The following is a 17703-nucleotide window of genomic DNA, read 5'->3' on the forward strand; positions in this document are numbered from 1 at the left end:
TCATCCGGCCTTCTGCTCGGCGACCACGGTGGGCCGGGCGTCGACGTCCGCGGCGGCGGACCTGATCAGTGCGTCCACCACGGCCGGAACCGTCTGTGACGCGAAGAGTTCGTCGAAATCGGGGAGTGCGCCCAGGGCGTCGCGGTTGTGGCGATCGCGGTGCAGGATCCAGCCGTAGGTGGCCGGCGCATCCACCGACAGCACATTGCGACGCGTCAGGGCCTGCTTGTAGTCGTCCACCCGCTTCGCCGAGATGAGTGCGGCGATCTGATCGTGGTCGTAGCCGTCGAGGATGTCGCGGACGAACCGCGCCACCCGGGCGATGAGATCGGCGTCCTCGGTGAGGATCAGATTCTTTGCGGCACGGGCGATCCCCCGTTCGTCGGGGCCGGTGCCGGGTGTCCGCGCGGAAGTGGACCGCCCGAATCGCGACGCCGCCACCTCGCGGGCGAGTTCATACACGGTGAAGGCGCCGAGTAGCCGGAACGTCTCGGTGTCGTCGGTGTGACCGTAGGCCGGCAGGGCGCCACCGGCCACCGCGGTCCCCTCGCGCACATGGCATTTGAGAGCGCGAACCTGATCGGTGGCCATCGCCGACGCCAGTTCGTCGACGAGTCCGCGACGGCCCACCGACGCCAGCAGCGCCTCGGGGTCCTGGTAGGCGATCAACGCGCGCGGCATCGCGTAGCTGATGTAATGCCGTTCGGTTTCCCAGTTCTCGAGCAGGCGGGTGGCCAGGGCCGACGACGTGGCCTCGGCGTGGGCAAGGAGCATCTGGAGGACGGCCTGATGATGAATCGGCGCCAGCGGGTCGTCGACCCCGGTGATCGCGCCGACGATCACCGAGTCGGCGCTGATGCGCTCGGCCAGGATGCAGCCGGGATCGTACTGGTACAGGAAGCCGCCGCTCATGCCGTTGCCCAGTCCGCGCCCGAACGCTCCGAGATTGAGCACGGCGCCGTTGGTCATGTACTCGCAACCGAACTCGCCGACGCCCTCCACGACGGCGGAGGCGCCGGAGTTGCGCACGGCGAACCGGTCACCGGCCTCGCCTTCGACGAACAACCGTCCGCCGGTGGCGCCGAACAAGGCGAAGTTGCCGACGAGGACGTTGCCGCCCTCGGCGGGTGATCCGCCGCCGGGTGACCGCACCACCACGGCGCCGCCGGACATCGACTTGCCGACGCCGTCGTTACAGGTCCCGGTGTGGTCGAAGCGCATGCCGTCGTTGGCGAAGGCGGCATAGGACAATCCCGCCGATCCGGACGTGGTGACGACGACGGCATCGGGGGCGAGGTAACGACGGTCGCGATCGTCCCGGTACACCGCGGGCAACTCGTCGACGTCGTCGGGGGCGCGATGATTGAGCAGCCGTTCGATGTCGACGGCCAACTGGGCGCCGACACTCTTGTTGCGATTGCCCAGGACCACCGGTTGCGTGCGGACGCTGTCGGCGCGCTGCTCGACCAGAGCGGTGTGCACCTCATCGAAGAGCCGATCGTCGATCGCGTAGTCACGCTCGAGGTAGACCGGGTTGACGATCTCCGGTGCCTCGGCGTGGGCGAGGAGTGCGCTCGTGCGCAAGGTGCCCACGATCGACGGGTGATCGATCGGCTCGAGCAGATCGGTGCGGCCGCGCGCCGCGCGCAGGTCGCCGATGCCGAGACCCGCCAGGATCTCGCGCACCTCATGGGCGACGTTGAGCAGGTACTGCGCCATCGCCCGCGGATCCCCCTCGAAGACTTCGGGATTGGTGGTCAACCCGGCCGGGCACTTGATGTTGCAGTTCTTGGCCATCACGCAGCCGATCATCATCAGGGCGGCGGTGCCGAACTCGAAACTGTCGGCGCCGAGCAACGCCGAGACCACCACGTCGTGCCCGGTCTGATGGGCTCCGGACGTGCGCAGGACGACCTTCTGCCGCAGACCGTGGGCACTGAGTGCCTGATGCACCTCGGCCAGACCGAGTTCGGCGGCGCGTCCGGCGTAGCGCAGACTGGTGACCGCCGCCGCCCCGGTGCCGCCGGTGTTGCCGGCGACGTTGATCACGTCGGCGCCGGCCTTCGCGACGCCGACCGCGATGGTGCCGATGCCCTCCGACGATACGAGTTTCACCACCACGCGGACCCGCGCCGCCTTGCAGTCGTGAATGAGCTGGGCGAGATCCTCGATGGAGTAGGTGTCGTGATGCGGTGGGGGAGAGATGAGTTCGACACCGGGGGTGCCGCCACGGGCCGCGGCGATCTCGACGGTCACCTTCGGGGCCGGAAGTTGTCCGCCCTCACCGGGTTTGGCACCCTGACCGATCTTGATCTCGAGTTCGGAGAGCATCGGGTCGGCGAGATACCCCGCCCAGATGCCGAATCGACCGGAGGCGAACTGTTTGATGCGCGAGGCGCGGATCGTGCCGTAGCGGGAGAGATGCTCGCCACCCTCGCCGCTGTTGGAGAAGCCGCCGACCATGTTGGTGCCGTGTGCCACGGCCTCGTGTGCCGGCGCCACGAGCGCGCCGTGGCTCATCGCGCCGGAGGCGAAACATGCCGTGATCTCGTGGGCGGGTTGCACCTCGTCGAGCGGTAATGCAGTTGTGGCACTGCGGAACCCGAGGATGTCGCGCAGTGCGCTCGGGCGCACCGAACGGTCATCGGACAGTTGCGCGCTGAATCCGCGATAGGCGGGCGTGATCGTGAAGGTGTCGATCTGGTCGGGGGAGAGCTGCCGGAAGTCGGTGGCGGTGTAGGCGCGTGCGTCGAGGCCGAAGGCGTCGGTCAGTGCGGCCAGGGTGAGCGTGCGCAATGCGGTGGGATCGACCGACCCGGTGCTGAGAGGCCCGGTGCTCATCGTTCCGGTGCTCATCCTTCCGGTGCGGGCGGACGTGCCGGTGCGGGAGGGGAATCGGATGGCCTCGGCGGTCAGCGCACCGTAGGCGCGGACCGCGCTCACCCCGAACGAGTGGCCGGCACCGTCGGCGCGTTCCTTGAACAGGCCCAGCAGTGGCAGATCGCGGTCGGTGGCGAGCACGTCGTCGCGGGCGGTCGCTGCGCGATGGGCCCGGCCGCACGCGGCGACGATCGCGTCGAAGCCGGCACCGCCGACGGGGGATCGCAAGCCCGGAAACCATCGCGCGAGGTCGGTGTCGGTGGTGTCGAGGAAGTTCGGTTCGAAGAACTCGCCGCCGATGTAGCTCTCCACGGTGCACAGTCCCACCCGGCCCATCGTCTTCATCAACGACTTCTCGGCGGCTTTCGTCCATCGGCGAAATCCATCGGTGGGGTCGCCGGTCTCGGCGGCGCGGCGCAGTACCGAATGCGGATGTGCCGCGGCCGCACCGAAACCCAGGACCGCGGCGAGATGATGGGAGGACTCGATCTGGCCGGAGTCGGCGATCACCGAGACGCGCAACCGTAGCCCCGCGGAGATGAGTCGCTGGTTGACCGCCGACACCAGCACGATCATCGGCAGCGCCAGCCGATCGGGGCCGATCCCGCGATCACTGAGGATCGCGATGCCGCCGGTGGTGGCGGCGAAGTCCACCACGTCGTCGCCGAGACGGTCGATGGCGGTGACCATCGCGGTGCGGTCCGCGCCGACGTCGGTCACCGCGGCATCGACCGCACAGGTGGCGTCGAACACGCGCACCGGAGTCTCGGTCTGCCGCCGCAATACCTGCAGGTCGGCGTCGTCGAGTACCGGTGACGCGATCACGATCTGGCGAGCCGGGCGGGTGCGGTCGATGTGGTCTGCGCGCGGCCGGGCGCCGAGCGCCACCCGCAGCGACATGCCGTCGGCCTCGCGGATGCTGTCCAGCGGCGGGTTGGTGACCTGCGCGAAACGCTGCGAAAAGAACCGCGCCACACTGGGTTCGATGTTGGTCAGGGCATTGATCGCATTGCCGAAACCCATGGCCGAGACCCGTTCGGTGCCGTCGGCGAGCATCGGGTCGACGAAGTAGCGGAAGCTCTCCTGATCGAGGTAGTAGGCGCGATAGCGCTGTGTGTCGGTCAGTGTGTCGGGGGTGCCGGGTGACCCGATCTCTTCTGACGTTGTCGGCCGTCGGGTGCGCAGCTCGGCGAGGTCCACCTTGGCGGCAGCGAGCAGGGCTGGGTAATCGACTGCGGCAGCGAGCTTCTCGTACGCCTGCCGGGTGGTGTAGGTGCGGTGTTCGCGGTGATCGAAGTAGATCATGCCGCCCGCGGAGACCCGGCCGCGCGCGATCACCCGGTCGGGCGGGAACGACACCTGGCCGGCCTCGGAGAAGGCGCACAGGTACTCGGCGGTCTCCACCGTGCGCAGCGGACGTAGGCCCAGCCGGTCCAGGCGTGCGCCGACCACGGTGCCGTCGCCGAACACCACGGCTGCCGGGCCGTCGTTCTTCTCCTCGCACAACGAGAAGTACTCGAACATCGCTCGCACGCCGTCGGAGAGGGTGTGATCGTTCTCCCAGGCGGGCGGCATCATCGACACGATCGCGGTCACCAGGTCCACCCGATCGGACACCACGCGGGCCGCGACCGTCTGGTCGAGTCGGCTCGAGTCCGATTGGCCCGGCGGCCGGGAGATCGTGTGGCCCTCGGCTGCCGCCGCGGTGACCTGCGCGATGCGGTTCTTCTTGTCGGTGTTGAGTTCGCCGTTGTGCGCGAGGAACCGGAACGGCTGCGCCATCGTGGGATGCGGGTCGGTGTTGGTGGAGAAGCGGGTATGGAAGTAGAGGGTGTGGACCCGATGGTCGGCGTCGGCGAGATCGGTGAAGTAGTCGATGACCTCGGGCGAGGAGAGCCGGCCCTTGAGCACCTGGGTCCGCGCCGAGAGCGACAGCGGGTAGAGCCCGGCGAGGTCGGGTGAGGTGTAGGCGATCGACTCGATGTGCAGCAGCGCCTGCTGCACGAGGTGATCGAGGTCGGCCGGTTCGGGACACGGTTGCGGCGCAGCGAAGACCCATTGGCGGATGGGGAGTTGTGCCGCCGCGGCGGCCGGCGCCAGCACCGACGGGTCGACGGGAATGTCGCGGGTGTGCAACACGGTGAAGCCGCGGTCGTCCATGGTGCGTTCGATGAGGGCGGCGGCGTGTCCGGTGGCGGTGGGATCGTCGGGGAGAAAGAAGTTGCCCACGCAGAACCGGCCCAGATCGAGATCGCTGCGACCGGTGATCTTGCGGAAGAAGCGTCGCGACAGGTCCATGCAGATGCCGCCGCCGTCTCCCACGCCCAGCGCCGAGCGTCCACCCCGGTGCGGGACCGAGCACAGCGCCTCACGCGCCATCTCGATCACCTCATGGCGCTGCACGCCGTCCTTGCGGGTGATGAAACCCACCCCACAACTGCTCTTCTCGTCGCTCGGATCCCACAGCCGGTGCGGTTGCTGCACTCGCATCCCCTCGTCTCGGTGCCGAATGTCGCGGAACTGCCCGCCGACGTCCGGCCGGTCGCTCGGATGACGCCGCTGCGACGGTGGAGCGGTATCGAGGGAGAACTATAACTTAGGAAAGCCTTACCAAAATAGTCCCACCTGACCTGCGCCCGATCGGGAATGAACCGGCCCTGGTGCCGCGTTGGGCACGATGACGGATTCAGCACTCCATGGCGTGTGGCAGCGGCGCGATTTCCCCTGTTGCCGCAGGCGATGGCATACTGGTCGGTCGAGTCCGGTACCGGTTCACACCGCCGAATCGCGGCGGTGACCCGGCGACCACGAGAAAGGGACACCAACGATGAAGCAGGGAATCCATCCCGATTACCACGCGACCACGGTCGTGTGCGGTTGCGGCAACACCTTCGAGACCCGCAGCACCGCAGAGAACGGACGTATCAACGTCGAGGTCTGCTCGCAGTGCCACCCGTTCTACACGGGCAAGCAGAAGATCCTCGACACCGGTGGCCGCGTCGCCAAGTTCGAGAAGCGTTACGGCAAGCGCACCAAGAAGGCCGACGCCAAGTAGACCCCACGACGACGCCCGCCCGGTTCCCGCAAACCGGCCGGGCGTCGTTTGTCGTTTCAGCCACGGTTGTTGTTTCAGCCACGGTTGTCGTTTCCAGAGACGGTTGTCGTTTCCAGCCGCGTCGGCGATCAGGAGGAGCGGTGCCCACGAGCGCCCACAGCAACAGCGCCCACAGCAACGGGGGGGCCATCGACGACATCCTCGCCGAGCATGCCGGCCTCGAGCAGCAGCTCTCCGACCCCTCGTTGCACGACGACCCGGCCAATGCCCGGCGGGTGGGCAAACGTTTTGCCGAACTCGCGCCGGTGATGGCCACGTACACGAAGCTGCGGACAGCGCGCGACGATCTGGCCGCGGCACGTGAGCTCGCCGCCGACGATCCGGCGTTCGCCGAGGAGATCCCGGCCCTCGAAGAGTCCGTCACCGAACTCGACGCCACCCTCACCGACCTGCTGGCCCCACGAGATCCGCACGACGGCGACGACGTGGTGCTCGAGATCAAGTCAGGTGCCGGTGGTGAGGAGTCGGCCCTGTTCGCCTCCGACCTCGCCCGGATGTACCTCAAGTACTGCGAACGGCACGGGTGGAAGGCGCAAGTTCTCGGCGTCACCGAGTCCGACCTCGGCGGCTACAAGGAGGCCACGCTCTCCATCAAGTCGCGGGAGGCCACGCGCGACGGCGTTTGGTCGCGACTCAAATTCGAGGGCGGCGTGCACCGGGTGCAGCGGGTGCCGGTGACCGAATCGCAGGGGCGCATCCACACGTCGGCCGCAGGTGTTCTCATCTATCCCGAGCCCGAAGAGGTGGAGCAGGTCGAGATCGACGAATCCGATCTGCGCGTCGATGTCTACCGCTCGTCGGGCAAGGGCGGGCAGGGCGTCAACACCACCGACTCGGCGGTGCGGATCACCCACCTTCCCACCGGCATCGTGGTGACCTGCCAGAACGAGCGTTCGCAGCTGCAGAACAAAGCCCGCGCGATGCAGGTGCTGGCTGCGCGACTGCAATCGGCCGCCGAGGAAGAGGCCGAGGTGGCCGCGGCGGAGGGCCGCGCCGCGCAGATCCGCACCGTGGACCGCTCCGAGCGAATCCGCACCTACAACTTCCCGGAAAACCGGATCACCGACCACCGCATCGGTTACAAGGCCAACAACCTCGACGCGGTGCTCGACGGCGACATGGATGCCCTGCTCGACGCCCTGGTCGCGGCCGACCGGCAGGCCCGGCTCGACGCCGAATGACCGCCGCGCCGGTGTCGGCAGAGCTGCGCCGTGCCACCGCCGACCTCGCGGCGGCCGGGATCGACTCGGCGCGTGCCGACGCCGAGTGGCTGATGGCGCACGTCCTCGGCGTCGATCGCGGGCTGCTGCTGATGGCCGACGACCTCGACGACACCGCACTTCGCCGCTATCGCGACCTGATCGAACGCCGCAGCCGCCGCGAGCCGCTGCAACACCTCACCGGTCGCGCGGCGTTCGGCCCGGTCGATCTCGCGGTCGGACCGGGTGTATTCGTGCCGCGCCCGGAAACCGAGTTCCTCCTGGAGTGGGCCTGCCGGGCTCTCGCGCGGATCGACGCGCCCGCGGTCGCCGACCTGTGCAGTGGCAGTGGCGCGCTGGCGCTGTCCATCGCGGCCGCCCTACCGGGTGCGCGGGTGGCCGCGGTGGAGACCGACCCGCGAGCGCTGCGCTGGCTGCGTCGCAATGTCGAAGCCGGTGACCTGGGCGATCGGGTCACGGTGATCGCGGCCGACGTCACCGACGAGGCGGCCGTCGCCGGTCACATCGCCGACGGGTCCCTCGACCTCGTGGTGGCCAATCCGCCGTATGTGCCCGCCGCCGCGCAGGTGTCGCCCGAGGTGGCCGCCGATCCGGCACACGCGGTGTTCGCCGGAGGCGACGGCATGGCCGTGATCACCCCGATGGCCGGGGTGATCGCCACGATATTGCGCCCCGGCGGTCGGGTGGGCATCGAACACGACGAGTCGACATCGCGGCAGGTGGTCGAGGTTCTCGACGCGACCGGTGCCTACGACGAAATCATCGCGCACCGCGACCTCGCCGACCGGCCGCGGTTCGTGACCGCGCGACGTCGCCGAACCGACGGGCCGGACCGGCCGCCGACGCGGGCGTGACAGGATGATCGGGTGAGCATCGTCTACGACTGCAACGATCCGCAGACGCGCCCCGCGGGACTTCGTGCGGCGATCGGCGCGGCCAAGGGCGGCAGTCTCGTGGTGATGCCGACCGACACGCTCTACGGCATCGGCGCCAACGCCTTCGATTCCGAGGCGGTGTCGGCGTTGCTGGCCGCCAAGCACCGCGGACGGGACATGCCCGTGCCGGTCCTGGTGGGCTCGTGGCACACCGTCGACGGGCTGGTCCTGTCGGTGTCGCAGGCCGCCCGCGACCTGGTGGAGGCGTTCTGGCCCGGGGGACTGAGCATCGTGGTGGAGCAGGCGCCGTCGCTGGCCTGGGATCTCGGCGACACCGACGGCACCGTGATGCTGCGCATGCCGCTGCATCCGGTGGCGATCGAGGTGTTGCGCGCGGTGGGGCCGATGGCCGTCTCGAGCGCCAACGTGTCCGGCCGCCCGCCCGCCACCACGTGTGCCGAGGCCCGCGAGCAACTCGGCGACTCGGTGGCGGTGTACCTCGACGGCGGGCCGGCCCCCAAGGCGGAGGCCTCGACCATCGTCGATCTCACCGGGGCCGAGCCCCGAGTGCTGCGGGTCGGTGCGGTGAGCGTGGACGCGGTGGCCGAGGTTCTCGACGTCGACCCGGCGACGCTGGTGCCGACATGATCGTCGACGGCGTGGAAGCCGGCGGACCCGCGGCCCTGTCGGGCGCCGACCCCGAGATCGCCGAGCTGATCGCGCGGGAGGCCGTGCGCCGAACGTCGACGCTGCAGCTGGTCGCAGGGAAGACCGTGGCGTCCGACGCCGTTCGTGTCGCGTTGTCGTCGGTGCTCGGCGACGCCTACGCCGAGGGATATCCGGGGGCGCGCTTCCACGGCGGCTGCGAGGTGGTCGACGAGATCGAGCAACTCGCGATCGCCCGGGCCACCACACTGTTCGGCGCCGAGTACGCCAATGTGGCCCCGCACTCGGGCAGTTCCGCCAATCAGGCCGTCTACGCCGCTTTCGCCCAGCCCGGCGACCCGGTGCTGGCTCTGAAGCTCGGTCACGGCGGCCACCAGACGCACGGATCGCGCGCCAACTTCTCCGGCCGCTGGTTCGGTTCGCTGCACTACGGTGTCCGTGAGTCCGATGAGCTCATCGACTACGACCAGGTTCGCGACATGGCGCTGCTGCATCGTCCGCGCCTGCTGATCGCGGGCTCGGCCACCTACTCCCGGCTCGTCGACTACGCGGTCCTGCGCGAGATCGCCGACGAGGCCGATTGTGTGCTCTGGGTGGATGCGGCGCATCTGGGTGGCCTGATGGCCGCGGGGGCGGCCCCGTCGCCGGTCGGGTACGCCGACGTCATCACCCTGACCACACACAAGGTGCTGCGCGGGCCACGCGGCGGCATCATCCTCGCGGCGGCCCGGCACGCGAACGCGCTGCAGAAGGCGGTGTTCCCGTTCCTTCAGGGCGGTCCGGCACTCAACGTGATCGCCGCCAAGGCGGTGACCTTCGCCGAGTCGGCGACGCCCGGATTCAGCGCCCATGTGGCGGCGGTCGTGGCCAGTGCGCGAGAGCTGTCGCAACAGCTTGACCGGCGGGGGCTGCGCAGCGTGTCCGGTGGCACCGACACGCACCTGGCCGTCATCGACGTCTCCGCGTTCGGTCTCACCGGCATCGAGGCGCAGCGCCGGCTGGGCGCGGCCGGCATCGTCGTCGACAAGGCGGTGTTGCCGTTCGACAACCAGCCACCCGCCGTCGGTTCCGCCGTCCGGATCGGCACACCGATCGTGACGCTGGCCGGTGCGCGGGAGAAGGACATGGCGGTGATCGCCGACTGGATCCATGACGCGCTGCGCGTGCCGGTCTCCGGCGACGGCGGCGGTGCACACGCCCGAATCCGCGGCGAGGTCGCCGCCCTGCTCGGCGGGTAGCCTTGGGCGCGATGTCCGGCCCCGTCTCGATCCCCGACCCCGTCTCGATCCCGGACCACGGCGCGGCGCTGCTGTGGGCGGCGTCGGGAACCGGTGGCGCCGGTGTCCCGCTGCGCGAATTGCTGCTGGTGGGACTCACCGCCGCGGCCATGACCTATCTGCTCACCTCGATCGTGCGGGTGAGCGCGATCCGTACCGGAGCGGTGGCGGTGCCGCGAGTGCGTGACGTGCACACCATCCCCACCCCGCGGCTCGGTGGGATCGGCATGTTCGCCGGTGTGGTGGCCGCGATCGCGCTCGCCGCCAACCTGCCCGCACTCAACCGCGGGTTCGCCTACACCAACGACATGACGGCGGTGGTGACCGCGGGAGCGATCATCGTGATCGTGGGAGCCATCGACGACCGGTGGGGCCTCGACGCCCTCACCAAGTTCGTCGGACAGCTCACCGCGGCCGGGGTGATGGTGGTGATGGGTGTCAGCTGGCTGCAGGTGCCGGTGCCGTTCGGCAACATCGGCACGGTGGTGCTCGATCCGTTTCAGTCCGGGTTACTGACCGTGATGATCACGGTGGCCACCATCAACGCGGTCAACTTCATCGACGGACTCGACGGTCTGGCGGCCGGACTGGGACTGATCGCGGCATCGGCGATCTGCATGTTCTCGCTCGGCCTGCTCCGCGACCAGGGCGGCGACGTCAGCTATTACCCACCCGCGCTGATCTCGGTGGCTCTCGCCGGGGCCTGCCTGGGCTTCCTGCCACACAACTTCTCGCCCGCACGGATCTTCATGGGCGACTCCGGTGCCATGCTCATCGGTCTCATGCTCGCCGCCGCCTCGACCAGTGCGTCCGGACGTATCGCCATCAACGCCTACGGGCCGGCCGACGTGTTCACCCTGCTCTCGCCGCTGATCCTGGTGGCGGCGGTGGTGTTCGTGCCCATGCTCGACATGCTCATGGCGGTGATCCGCCGCACCCGTGCGGGCGTCGGCTTCTACACCCCGGACAAGATGCACCTGCATCACCGACTGCTCGAACTGGGACATTCGCAACGACGTGTCGCCCTGATCATCTACCTGTGGGTGGGGGTGTTGGCCTTCTCGGTGGCGGCGAGCACGCTGTTCCCGATGTCGGTGGTTCTCCCGGCATTCGCCGCCGGTCTGGTTCTGGCGATGCTGGTGACCATCGCGCCGCGGGTGCAACGACGAGTCGCCCAGGTCCGCACCGAACGCGCACTGCGCTGACCGGACACGGCCGATGTCCCGTGTGCCGGGGACGGGGGCAGGGACGGGGGAGCCCCCGGTAACCTGGCGGTCGGTTAGGTAACCCAACGGTAAAGTGGTGTACTATCCCGTGTAGTAGTCGCGTGGCTCAGATCACCCGCAGGATCGTCACGATCCGTCGGCGATTTCGCCCGTGACCGACCTGATCACCGCCGGACCCCCTGATGGATACCTGAGACGGTGTTGATAAGGTCACTGCAAACGCAGAGCGTACGCTCGGCGGCCCCGCCGCAGATCGCACGTTCGCTGCCTGATGCCTGGCGCATCGAGGTGCCTGATGTGAGGAGACCAATGGCGACGTCCGCCCCCGACTCGGCCTCCGTGTATTACCCGCCCGCGCCGACCAGTCTGGTGCGCCCCGGAATCATCGCGGCTGTGCTCAGCGTGATCATCGGTGCCGTCGCGGTGTATCTCGGACACTGGCTTTTCGCGCTCTTCTTCGTGATCGGGGTGGTGGCCATCTTCGTGAACGCGAAGATGGTCATGCTCACGGTCGATCGCGTCGCCAACGCGGAGAACCCACGTAAGAAATCGTTGGCCACCAACTCTGCCGCGCGACTGGGTGTGATCACCGTGCTCGCCCTGGCATGTGCCTACCTCGTCCGGCCCGACGGGCTGGGCGTGATGTTCGGACTCGCCCTCGGCCAGGTGGTCCTGGTCCTCAACGCGGTGATTCCGGTGATGAAAGGACTTCGGAAGCAGCTATGACCGGATCGACATACGGCGACGCGCTCTATCTGGCCGAAGCGAAGATCGAGGTCGGCCACCACCAAGAGGTGCAGTGGCTGGGCATGACGTGGAATATCGACACGATCATCGCCGCGGCGGCAGCCGGCCTCATCGTGATCCTGCTGGCGTTCTTCGTCCGGTCCAGGATCACCTCCGGAAAGCCCAACGCGGTCCAGTTGTACTTCGAGGTCATCACCGTCCAGATGCGCAGCCAGATCGAGAACGCGATCGGCATGAAGGTGGCGGGATTCGTTCTGCCGCTGGCGGTTACGCTCTTCACCTACATCCTGATCGCGAACTGGTTCTCGGTGCTGCCGGTGCAGTACGGCACCGCGGACGGCAGCACGCACGAAGTGGTGAAGCCCGCGGCCAGCGACGTGAACTTCTGCTACGCGCTCGCGATCTTCGTGTTCTGCTGGTACATGGCGGCCGGTATCCGTCGGCGTGGCTTCTTCGGTCACTTCAAGAAGTTGGTCAAGGGTCACGTGGTGGCACTCGCGCCGATCAACATCATCGAGGAGATCGCCAAGCCGGTCTCGCTCTCCCTCCGTCTTTTCGGCAACATGTTCGCCGGCGGCATCATGGTGGCCCTGATCGCGCTGTTCCCGGCGTACATCATGTGGGCACCCAACGCCATCTGGAAGTCCTTCGACCTGTTCGTCGGTCTGATCCAGGCGTTCATCTTCGCCCTGCTGACCATCCTCTACTTCAGTCAGAGCATGGAACTCGACGACCACTGATCCGATGTCCGGCCGAACCGTCGGTCGGACCACAGACCTGGCAATCCGATTGCCAGTATCACCCGAAAGGAAATCACTCCAATGGCAGATCCGAATCTGATTGGTCTGGGCGCGCTGATCGGCGGCGGCATCATCATGGGTGGCGGTGCCATCGGCGCCGGCATCGGTGACGGTATCGCCGGTAACGCACTGATCGCCGGCATCGCCCGGCAGCCGGAAGCCCAGGGCCGTCTGTTCACGCCGTTCTTCATCACCGTCGGTCTGGTCGAGGCCGCGTACTTCATCAACCTCGCGTTCATGGCGCTCTTCGTGTTCGCGACCCCGATCAGCGCCGTTTCCTGACCGGGGCGGTATCGACGGGCCCTGATATCTCCACAAGGGAAGCGCAACAATGAATCTCGCTGCAGAGAACTTTCTGATTCCGAACGGCACGCTGATCGCGTGTCTGCTGATCTTCGTGATCGTGCTGATCGTGATCCGTACGATCGTCGTGCCACCGATCCTCAAGGTGCTCGACGAGCGTGACGCACGCGTCGTGAAGACGGCGGAAGACAACAACGCTGCTGCGGCGAATTACGAAGACGCCGACAAGGAATATCGGGCCCGGATGAAGGACGCCCGCGCCGACGCGACGGGAATCCGGGACGACGCGCGTGCGAAGGGGAACGAGGAGCTGTCCGATGCGAAGCGGCGCGCGACCGACGAGGCCGACGCCGCTCTCGCAAAGATCTCGTCGGAGCTGAAGGTGGAGGCCGACAACGCCGTCACCGAGGCCAAACGGGATGTGGACAGGTTGTCGACCACGCTGGCCGGCCGAGTCCTCGGCATCGACGGTGCCAAGGCGGATGCCGCCGCGGCGAAGCAGACTGAGACGGTGAAGTAGCAGTGGACATATTCATCGGGCAGCTGATCGGCTTCCTGGTCATCGTGGCCTTGTTCTGGCGGTACGTACTCCCGCCGCTGCGCAGGGCGGTCAAGAATCAGCAGGATCAGATCGGCCAGCAGATGGTCGACAGCGACGCGGCGAAGAACCGGGTGATCGATGCCCAGGCGGCACACGATCGGTCGATCCAGCAGGCCAAGACGGAGGCCGAGGAACTGCACAACGGGGCCCTCGACGACGCCAAGGGCATTTCCGAGGACCTCAAGAAGCAGGCCGACGCCGAGGTCAAACGCATCAGCGAGCACGGCACCGCGCAGAGTGAGCTGCTGCGCACCAGCATGGTGCGCCAGCTGCGCTCCGAACTGGGACTCAACGCCGTCGACGGCGCAGGCAAGGTGGTCCGCGATCACCTGTCCAAGCCGGGCAACCAGTCCGACACCATCGATCGCGTCATCGACGAACTCGAGGCCATGTCCACCGGCTCGCAGCCGTCCACCGGGGTGCCGCACTCCAGTGCGCTGATCGGCCTGCGCTCGCTGCACGCCGCCAGCCGCGAGGCGGCACGGGCGGTGGCCACCGAGTTCGACTCGGCCGCCGAGTCGCTCGACAGCGAGTCGCTGGTCACGGCGAGCCACGAGATGACCAAGGTCATCGCGTTTCTCAACGGTCAGCATCTTCTCCGCAAGAAGCTCACCGAGGACGAGGAGAACGCCGAGGGCAAGCGGCAGCTCGTGCACACGCTCTTCGACGGCAAGGTGTCGCCGATCGTCGTCGACGTGGTGGCATCGGCGGTCAGCCAGCGCTGGTCGCAGTCCACCGACCTGATCGTCGCGCTGCGCAGGCAGAATGCCCTGATCGTGCTGACCGCCGCCGAGCGTGACGGCACCATCGAACAGACCGAGGACGAGCTCTTCCGGGTGAGTCGACTGCTGGACTCCAATCCGCAGCTCGCGTCGTTGCTGTCGGACTTCACCCGGTCCGCCGACGACCGCAACGAACTGCTCAAGAGCCTGATCGGCGACCAGGTGGGAGGGCACACCTGGTATCTGATCTCCCACGCGATCGAGCTGCTGCACGGACAGCCGGTGGAGGTGATGGCCGACCTGCTCGCGCAGCTGGCCGCGGCACGCCGCGGCGAAACAGTGGCCCATGTGGTGTCGGCGGCCGAACTGAGCGATGCTCAAAAGGAGCGACTGGCCACCGTGCTCGGCGGGATCTATCACCATGCCATCTCGGTGCAGACCGAGGTCGACCCCTCGATCCTCGGCGGCCTGCGGATCGGCGTCGGCGACGAGGTCATCGAGGCCGACGTGGCGACGCGACTGGCCAAGGCGGCGCAGTCACTACCGAACTGACCCCCCGCGCGGCCGTCGCCCACACCTCGACGGCCTGCCGGATCACCCACCGATACGACTTACCCAACCGGATCAGAACCAGGAAAGACGAGAACCCATGGCGGAGTTGACGATCTCAGCGGACGAGATTAAGGGAGCGATCGAGCAGTACGTCTCGTCGTTCGAAGCCGAGGCCACCCGCGACGAGGTGGGCATCATCACCGACACGGCCGACGGCATCGCCCACGTCAGCGGGCTGCCCGGCGCGATGGCCAATGAGCTGCTGCAGTTCCCCGACGGTGTGCTCGGCGTGGCACTCAACCTCGACGAGGACGAGATCGGCGCGGTCATCCTCGGTGACTACGAGTCGCTGGAAGAGGGCCAGTCGGTCAGCCGTACCGGCGACGTGCTGTCGGTGCCCGTGGGCGACAAGTTCCTCGGCCGTGTGGTCGACCCGCTCGGCGCGCCCATCGACGGCCTCGGCGACATCGAGGCCGAAGGTCAACGTGTGCTCGAGCTGCAGGCCGCGACCGTGCTCGAGCGCCAGCCGGTCGAGGAATCACTGGCCACCGGCATCAAGGCCATCGACGCGATGACCGCCATCGGTCGCGGACAGCGTCAGCTGGTGATCGGTGACCGCAAGACCGGCAAGACCGCGGTCTGCGTCGACGCCATCCTCAACCAGAAGGCCAACTGGGAATCGGGCGACGAGAGCAAGCAGGTCCGCTGCATCTACGTCGCGATCGGCCAGAAGGGCTCCACCATCGCCGGGGTCAAGACGGCGCTCGAAGAGGCCGGCGCGATGGAGTACACCACCATCGTCGCGGCCCCCGCGTCCGACTCCGCCGGCTTCAAGTGGCTGGCCCCCTACACCGGTTCGGCCATCGGGCAGCACTGGATGTACGAGGGCAAGCACGTCCTGATCGTGTTCGACGACCTGACCAAACAGGCCGAGGCGTATCGCGCGATCTCGCTGCTGCTGCGTCGCCCGCCGGGTCGCGAGGCCTACCCCGGAGACGTGTTCTACCTGCACTCGCGTCTGCTGGAGCGTTGCGCCAAGCTCTCCGACGACATGGGCGGCGGGTCGATGACCGGACTGCCGATCATCGAGACCAAGGCCAACGACGTCTCGGCGTTCATCCCCACCAACGTCATCTCGATCACCGACGGACAGGTCTTCCTGGAGTCCGACCTGTTCAACAAGGGTGTGCGCCCGGCCATCAACGTCGGTACCTCGGTGTCGCGCGTGGGTGGTGCCGCGCAGACCAAGGGCCTCAAGAAGGTGTCGGGTTCGCTGCGTCTGGAGCTCGCGCAGTTCCGTGAGCTCGAGGCATTCGCCGCATTCGCCTCCGACCTCGACGACGCGTCGAAGGCGCAGCTCGAGCGTGGCGCCCGCTGGGTGGAGATGCTCAAGCAGAACCAGTTCAGCCCGTACTCGGTGGAAGACGAGATCGTGTCGATCTACCTGTGCGGACAGGGACACTACGACTCGGTGCCGGTCGACGACATCCGCAACTTCGAGACGCAGCTGCTCAGCCACCTGCACCACAACGCGACCGGTGTCTACGACTCGATCGCCGGCGGACAGGTGCTCACCGACGATCAGGCCGAGGCCCTCGTCGACGAGACCAACAAGTTCAAGAACAGCTACCTGACCCATGACGGGCAGCGCGTGGTCAACGAGGCCGAGGCCAACGCCATGGACGCCGACGAGGTCGAGCAAGAAGAGATCAAGATCCGGAAGTGACAGCGAAACCGACACCGTCGAGGAAGGGGTGAGGGCTCATGGCCAGCATTCGTGAGCTGCGCTCACGCATCCGGTCGGTTCAGTCGACCAAGAAGATCACCAAGGCGCAGGAGCTGATCGCGACATCGCGCATCACCCGCGCGCAGGCACGGGTGGCGGCCGCCAAGCCGTACTCGCAGGAGATGACCAAGGTGCTCTCCGAGCTGGCGAGCGCCGCGGGATCGCTGGATCACCCGCTGCTCAAGGAACGCGACGAGCCCAAGCGTGCGGCGATCCTCATCATCACCAGCGACCGCGGTATGTGCGGCGGCTACAACGCCAATGTTCTCCGCTCGGCCCGTGAGTTGATCGCGCTGATCCGCTCCGAGGGCAAGGACCCGGTGCTGTTCGTGATGGGGCAGAAGGGCGTGGGATTCTTCAGCTTCCGCGGTACCCAGCTCGACGATTCGTGGACCGGCTTCTCGCAGGCACCCGAGTATTCCGACGCGTCGACGGCCACCGATTTCCTGGTGAAGCTGTTCCTCGCCGGTTCGGGCGAGCAGGTGGATCGGCCCGACGGTGAGGGTTCGCTCGAAGGGGTCGACGAGATCCATCTCGTGTACACCCGGTTCGTGTCGATGCTGACGCAGACACCCGAGGTTCGCCGGGTGGCGCCGTTGGTGGTGACCGCGCACGAGGAGGGTAGCCCCGAGGTCTCCGAGGAGTCGCGCAACTACACCTTCGAACCCGGCGCCGAGTCGCTGCTGGAGGCTCTGTTGCCGCGGTACGTGGCAACGCGTGTGTACGCCGCTCTGCTGGATTCGGCCGCCTCGGAGTCGGCGGCGCGTCGTACCGCGATGAAGGCGGCCACCGACAACGCCGAGGAGCTCTCGAAGTCGCTCTCGCGCGAGGCCAACCAGCTCCGCCAGGCGCAGATCACCCAGGAGATCAGCGAGATCGTCGGCGGCTCGAGCGCGCTGGCCACGTGACGACAGCCGACATCCGCACCGGAAC

Annotated in this window: 14 protein-coding genes; 13 read left to right on the plus strand and 1 reads right to left on the minus strand. The window is 67.6% G+C overall.

What is annotated here, in order from left to right:
- Positions 1 to 5370, minus strand: a complete 5370-nt coding sequence (locus ACWDSI_RS03495; protein WP_449755662.1) for a glutamate synthase-related protein — start codon at positions 5368 to 5370, stop codon at positions 1 to 3.
- A gap of 337 nt (positions 5371 to 5707) precedes the next feature.
- Between ACWDSI_RS03495 and rpmE the strand changes: the two genes are divergently transcribed.
- From rpmE to ACWDSI_RS03560, 13 genes are all read left to right on the plus strand, one after another.
- Positions 5708 to 5935 (plus strand): 50S ribosomal protein L31, encoded by a 228-nt coding sequence (gene rpmE / locus ACWDSI_RS03500; protein WP_449745972.1) that lies wholly within the window; start codon positions 5708 to 5710, stop codon positions 5933 to 5935.
- Positions 5936 to 6075: 140 nt separating this feature from the next.
- Complete coding sequence (gene prfA, locus ACWDSI_RS03505; protein ID WP_449755663.1) at positions 6076 to 7176, plus strand: peptide chain release factor 1; 1101 nt, start codon at positions 6076 to 6078, stop codon at positions 7174 to 7176.
- Positions 7173 to 8069 (plus strand): peptide chain release factor N(5)-glutamine methyltransferase, encoded by an 897-nt coding sequence (prmC, locus tag ACWDSI_RS03510; protein WP_449755664.1) that lies wholly within the window; start codon positions 7173 to 7175, stop codon positions 8067 to 8069. The genes prfA and prmC overlap by 4 nt, the downstream gene beginning before the upstream one ends.
- A 12-nt stretch (positions 8070 to 8081) precedes the next feature.
- On the plus strand, positions 8082 to 8738 hold the full coding sequence (locus tag ACWDSI_RS03515; RefSeq protein ID WP_449745969.1) for an L-threonylcarbamoyladenylate synthase: 657 nt from the start codon (positions 8082 to 8084) through the stop codon (positions 8736 to 8738).
- Entirely contained in the window at positions 8735 to 9994 is a 1260-nt protein-coding gene (locus tag ACWDSI_RS03520; protein WP_449755665.1) for a serine hydroxymethyltransferase, read from the plus strand. Before ACWDSI_RS03515 ends, ACWDSI_RS03520 begins: the two co-directional genes overlap by 4 nt.
- Positions 9995 to 10005: 11 nt before the next feature.
- Positions 10006 to 11238, plus strand: coding sequence for an MraY family glycosyltransferase (locus tag ACWDSI_RS03525; RefSeq protein ID WP_449745967.1), 1233 nt, complete (start codon positions 10006 to 10008; stop codon positions 11236 to 11238).
- 330 nt (positions 11239 to 11568) lie between these two features.
- Positions 11569 to 11985, plus strand: coding sequence for a hypothetical protein (locus ACWDSI_RS03530; protein ID WP_449755666.1), 417 nt, complete (start codon positions 11569 to 11571; stop codon positions 11983 to 11985).
- Positions 11982 to 12746 (plus strand): F0F1 ATP synthase subunit A, encoded by a 765-nt coding sequence (gene atpB, locus ACWDSI_RS03535; RefSeq protein ID WP_449755667.1) that lies wholly within the window; start codon positions 11982 to 11984, stop codon positions 12744 to 12746. Before ACWDSI_RS03530 ends, atpB begins: the two co-directional genes overlap by 4 nt.
- Positions 12747 to 12827: 81 nt before the next feature.
- The gene (locus ACWDSI_RS03540) at positions 12828 to 13088 is read left to right on the plus strand and encodes a F0F1 ATP synthase subunit C (RefSeq protein ID WP_449745964.1); all 261 of its coding nucleotides are present in this window, start codon (positions 12828 to 12830) and stop codon (positions 13086 to 13088) included.
- A 49-nt stretch (positions 13089 to 13137) separates the two neighbouring features.
- Entirely contained in the window at positions 13138 to 13629 is a 492-nt protein-coding gene (locus ACWDSI_RS03545) for a F0F1 ATP synthase subunit B (protein WP_449755668.1), read from the plus strand.
- A gap of 2 nt (positions 13630 to 13631) precedes the next feature.
- A complete protein-coding gene (locus ACWDSI_RS03550) occupies positions 13632 to 14984 on the plus strand; it encodes a F0F1 ATP synthase subunit B/delta (protein ID WP_449755669.1) in 1353 nt (450 codons plus the stop codon).
- Positions 14985 to 15081: 97 nt separating this feature from the next.
- Complete coding sequence (atpA, locus tag ACWDSI_RS03555; RefSeq protein WP_449755670.1) at positions 15082 to 16710, plus strand: F0F1 ATP synthase subunit alpha; 1629 nt, start codon at positions 15082 to 15084, stop codon at positions 16708 to 16710.
- 38 nt (positions 16711 to 16748) lie between these two features.
- Positions 16749 to 17678, plus strand: coding sequence for a F0F1 ATP synthase subunit gamma (locus ACWDSI_RS03560; protein ID WP_449755671.1), 930 nt, complete (start codon positions 16749 to 16751; stop codon positions 17676 to 17678).
- The last annotated feature ends 25 nt before the right edge of the window (positions 17679 to 17703 follow it).

Source organism: Gordonia sp. NPDC003429 (genome assembly GCF_053588575.1).

Coding starts and splice junctions, on each gene's coding strand:
- ACWDSI_RS03525 (WP_449745967.1), top strand. CDS start 10,006: ATGTCCGGCCCCGTCTCGATCCCCGACCCCGTCTCGATCCCGGACCAC.
- ACWDSI_RS03540 (WP_449745964.1), top strand. CDS start 12,828: ATGGCAGATCCGAATCTGATTGGTCTGGGCGCGCTGATCGGCGGCGGC.
- ACWDSI_RS03520 (WP_449755665.1), top strand. CDS start 8,735: ATGATCGTCGACGGCGTGGAAGCCGGCGGACCCGCGGCCCTGTCGGGC.
- atpB (WP_449755667.1), top strand. CDS start 11,982: ATGACCGGATCGACATACGGCGACGCGCTCTATCTGGCCGAAGCGAAG.
- ACWDSI_RS03495 (WP_449755662.1), bottom strand. CDS start 5,370: ATGCGAGTGCAGCAACCGCACCGGCTGTGGGATCCGAGCGACGAGAAG.
- ACWDSI_RS03530 (WP_449755666.1), top strand. CDS start 11,569: ATGGCGACGTCCGCCCCCGACTCGGCCTCCGTGTATTACCCGCCCGCG.
- prmC (WP_449755664.1), top strand. CDS start 7,173: ATGACCGCCGCGCCGGTGTCGGCAGAGCTGCGCCGTGCCACCGCCGAC.
- ACWDSI_RS03545 (WP_449755668.1), top strand. CDS start 13,138: ATGAATCTCGCTGCAGAGAACTTTCTGATTCCGAACGGCACGCTGATC.
- rpmE (WP_449745972.1), top strand. CDS start 5,708: ATGAAGCAGGGAATCCATCCCGATTACCACGCGACCACGGTCGTGTGC.
- ACWDSI_RS03560 (WP_449755671.1), top strand. CDS start 16,749: ATGGCCAGCATTCGTGAGCTGCGCTCACGCATCCGGTCGGTTCAGTCG.
- atpA (WP_449755670.1), top strand. CDS start 15,082: ATGGCGGAGTTGACGATCTCAGCGGACGAGATTAAGGGAGCGATCGAG.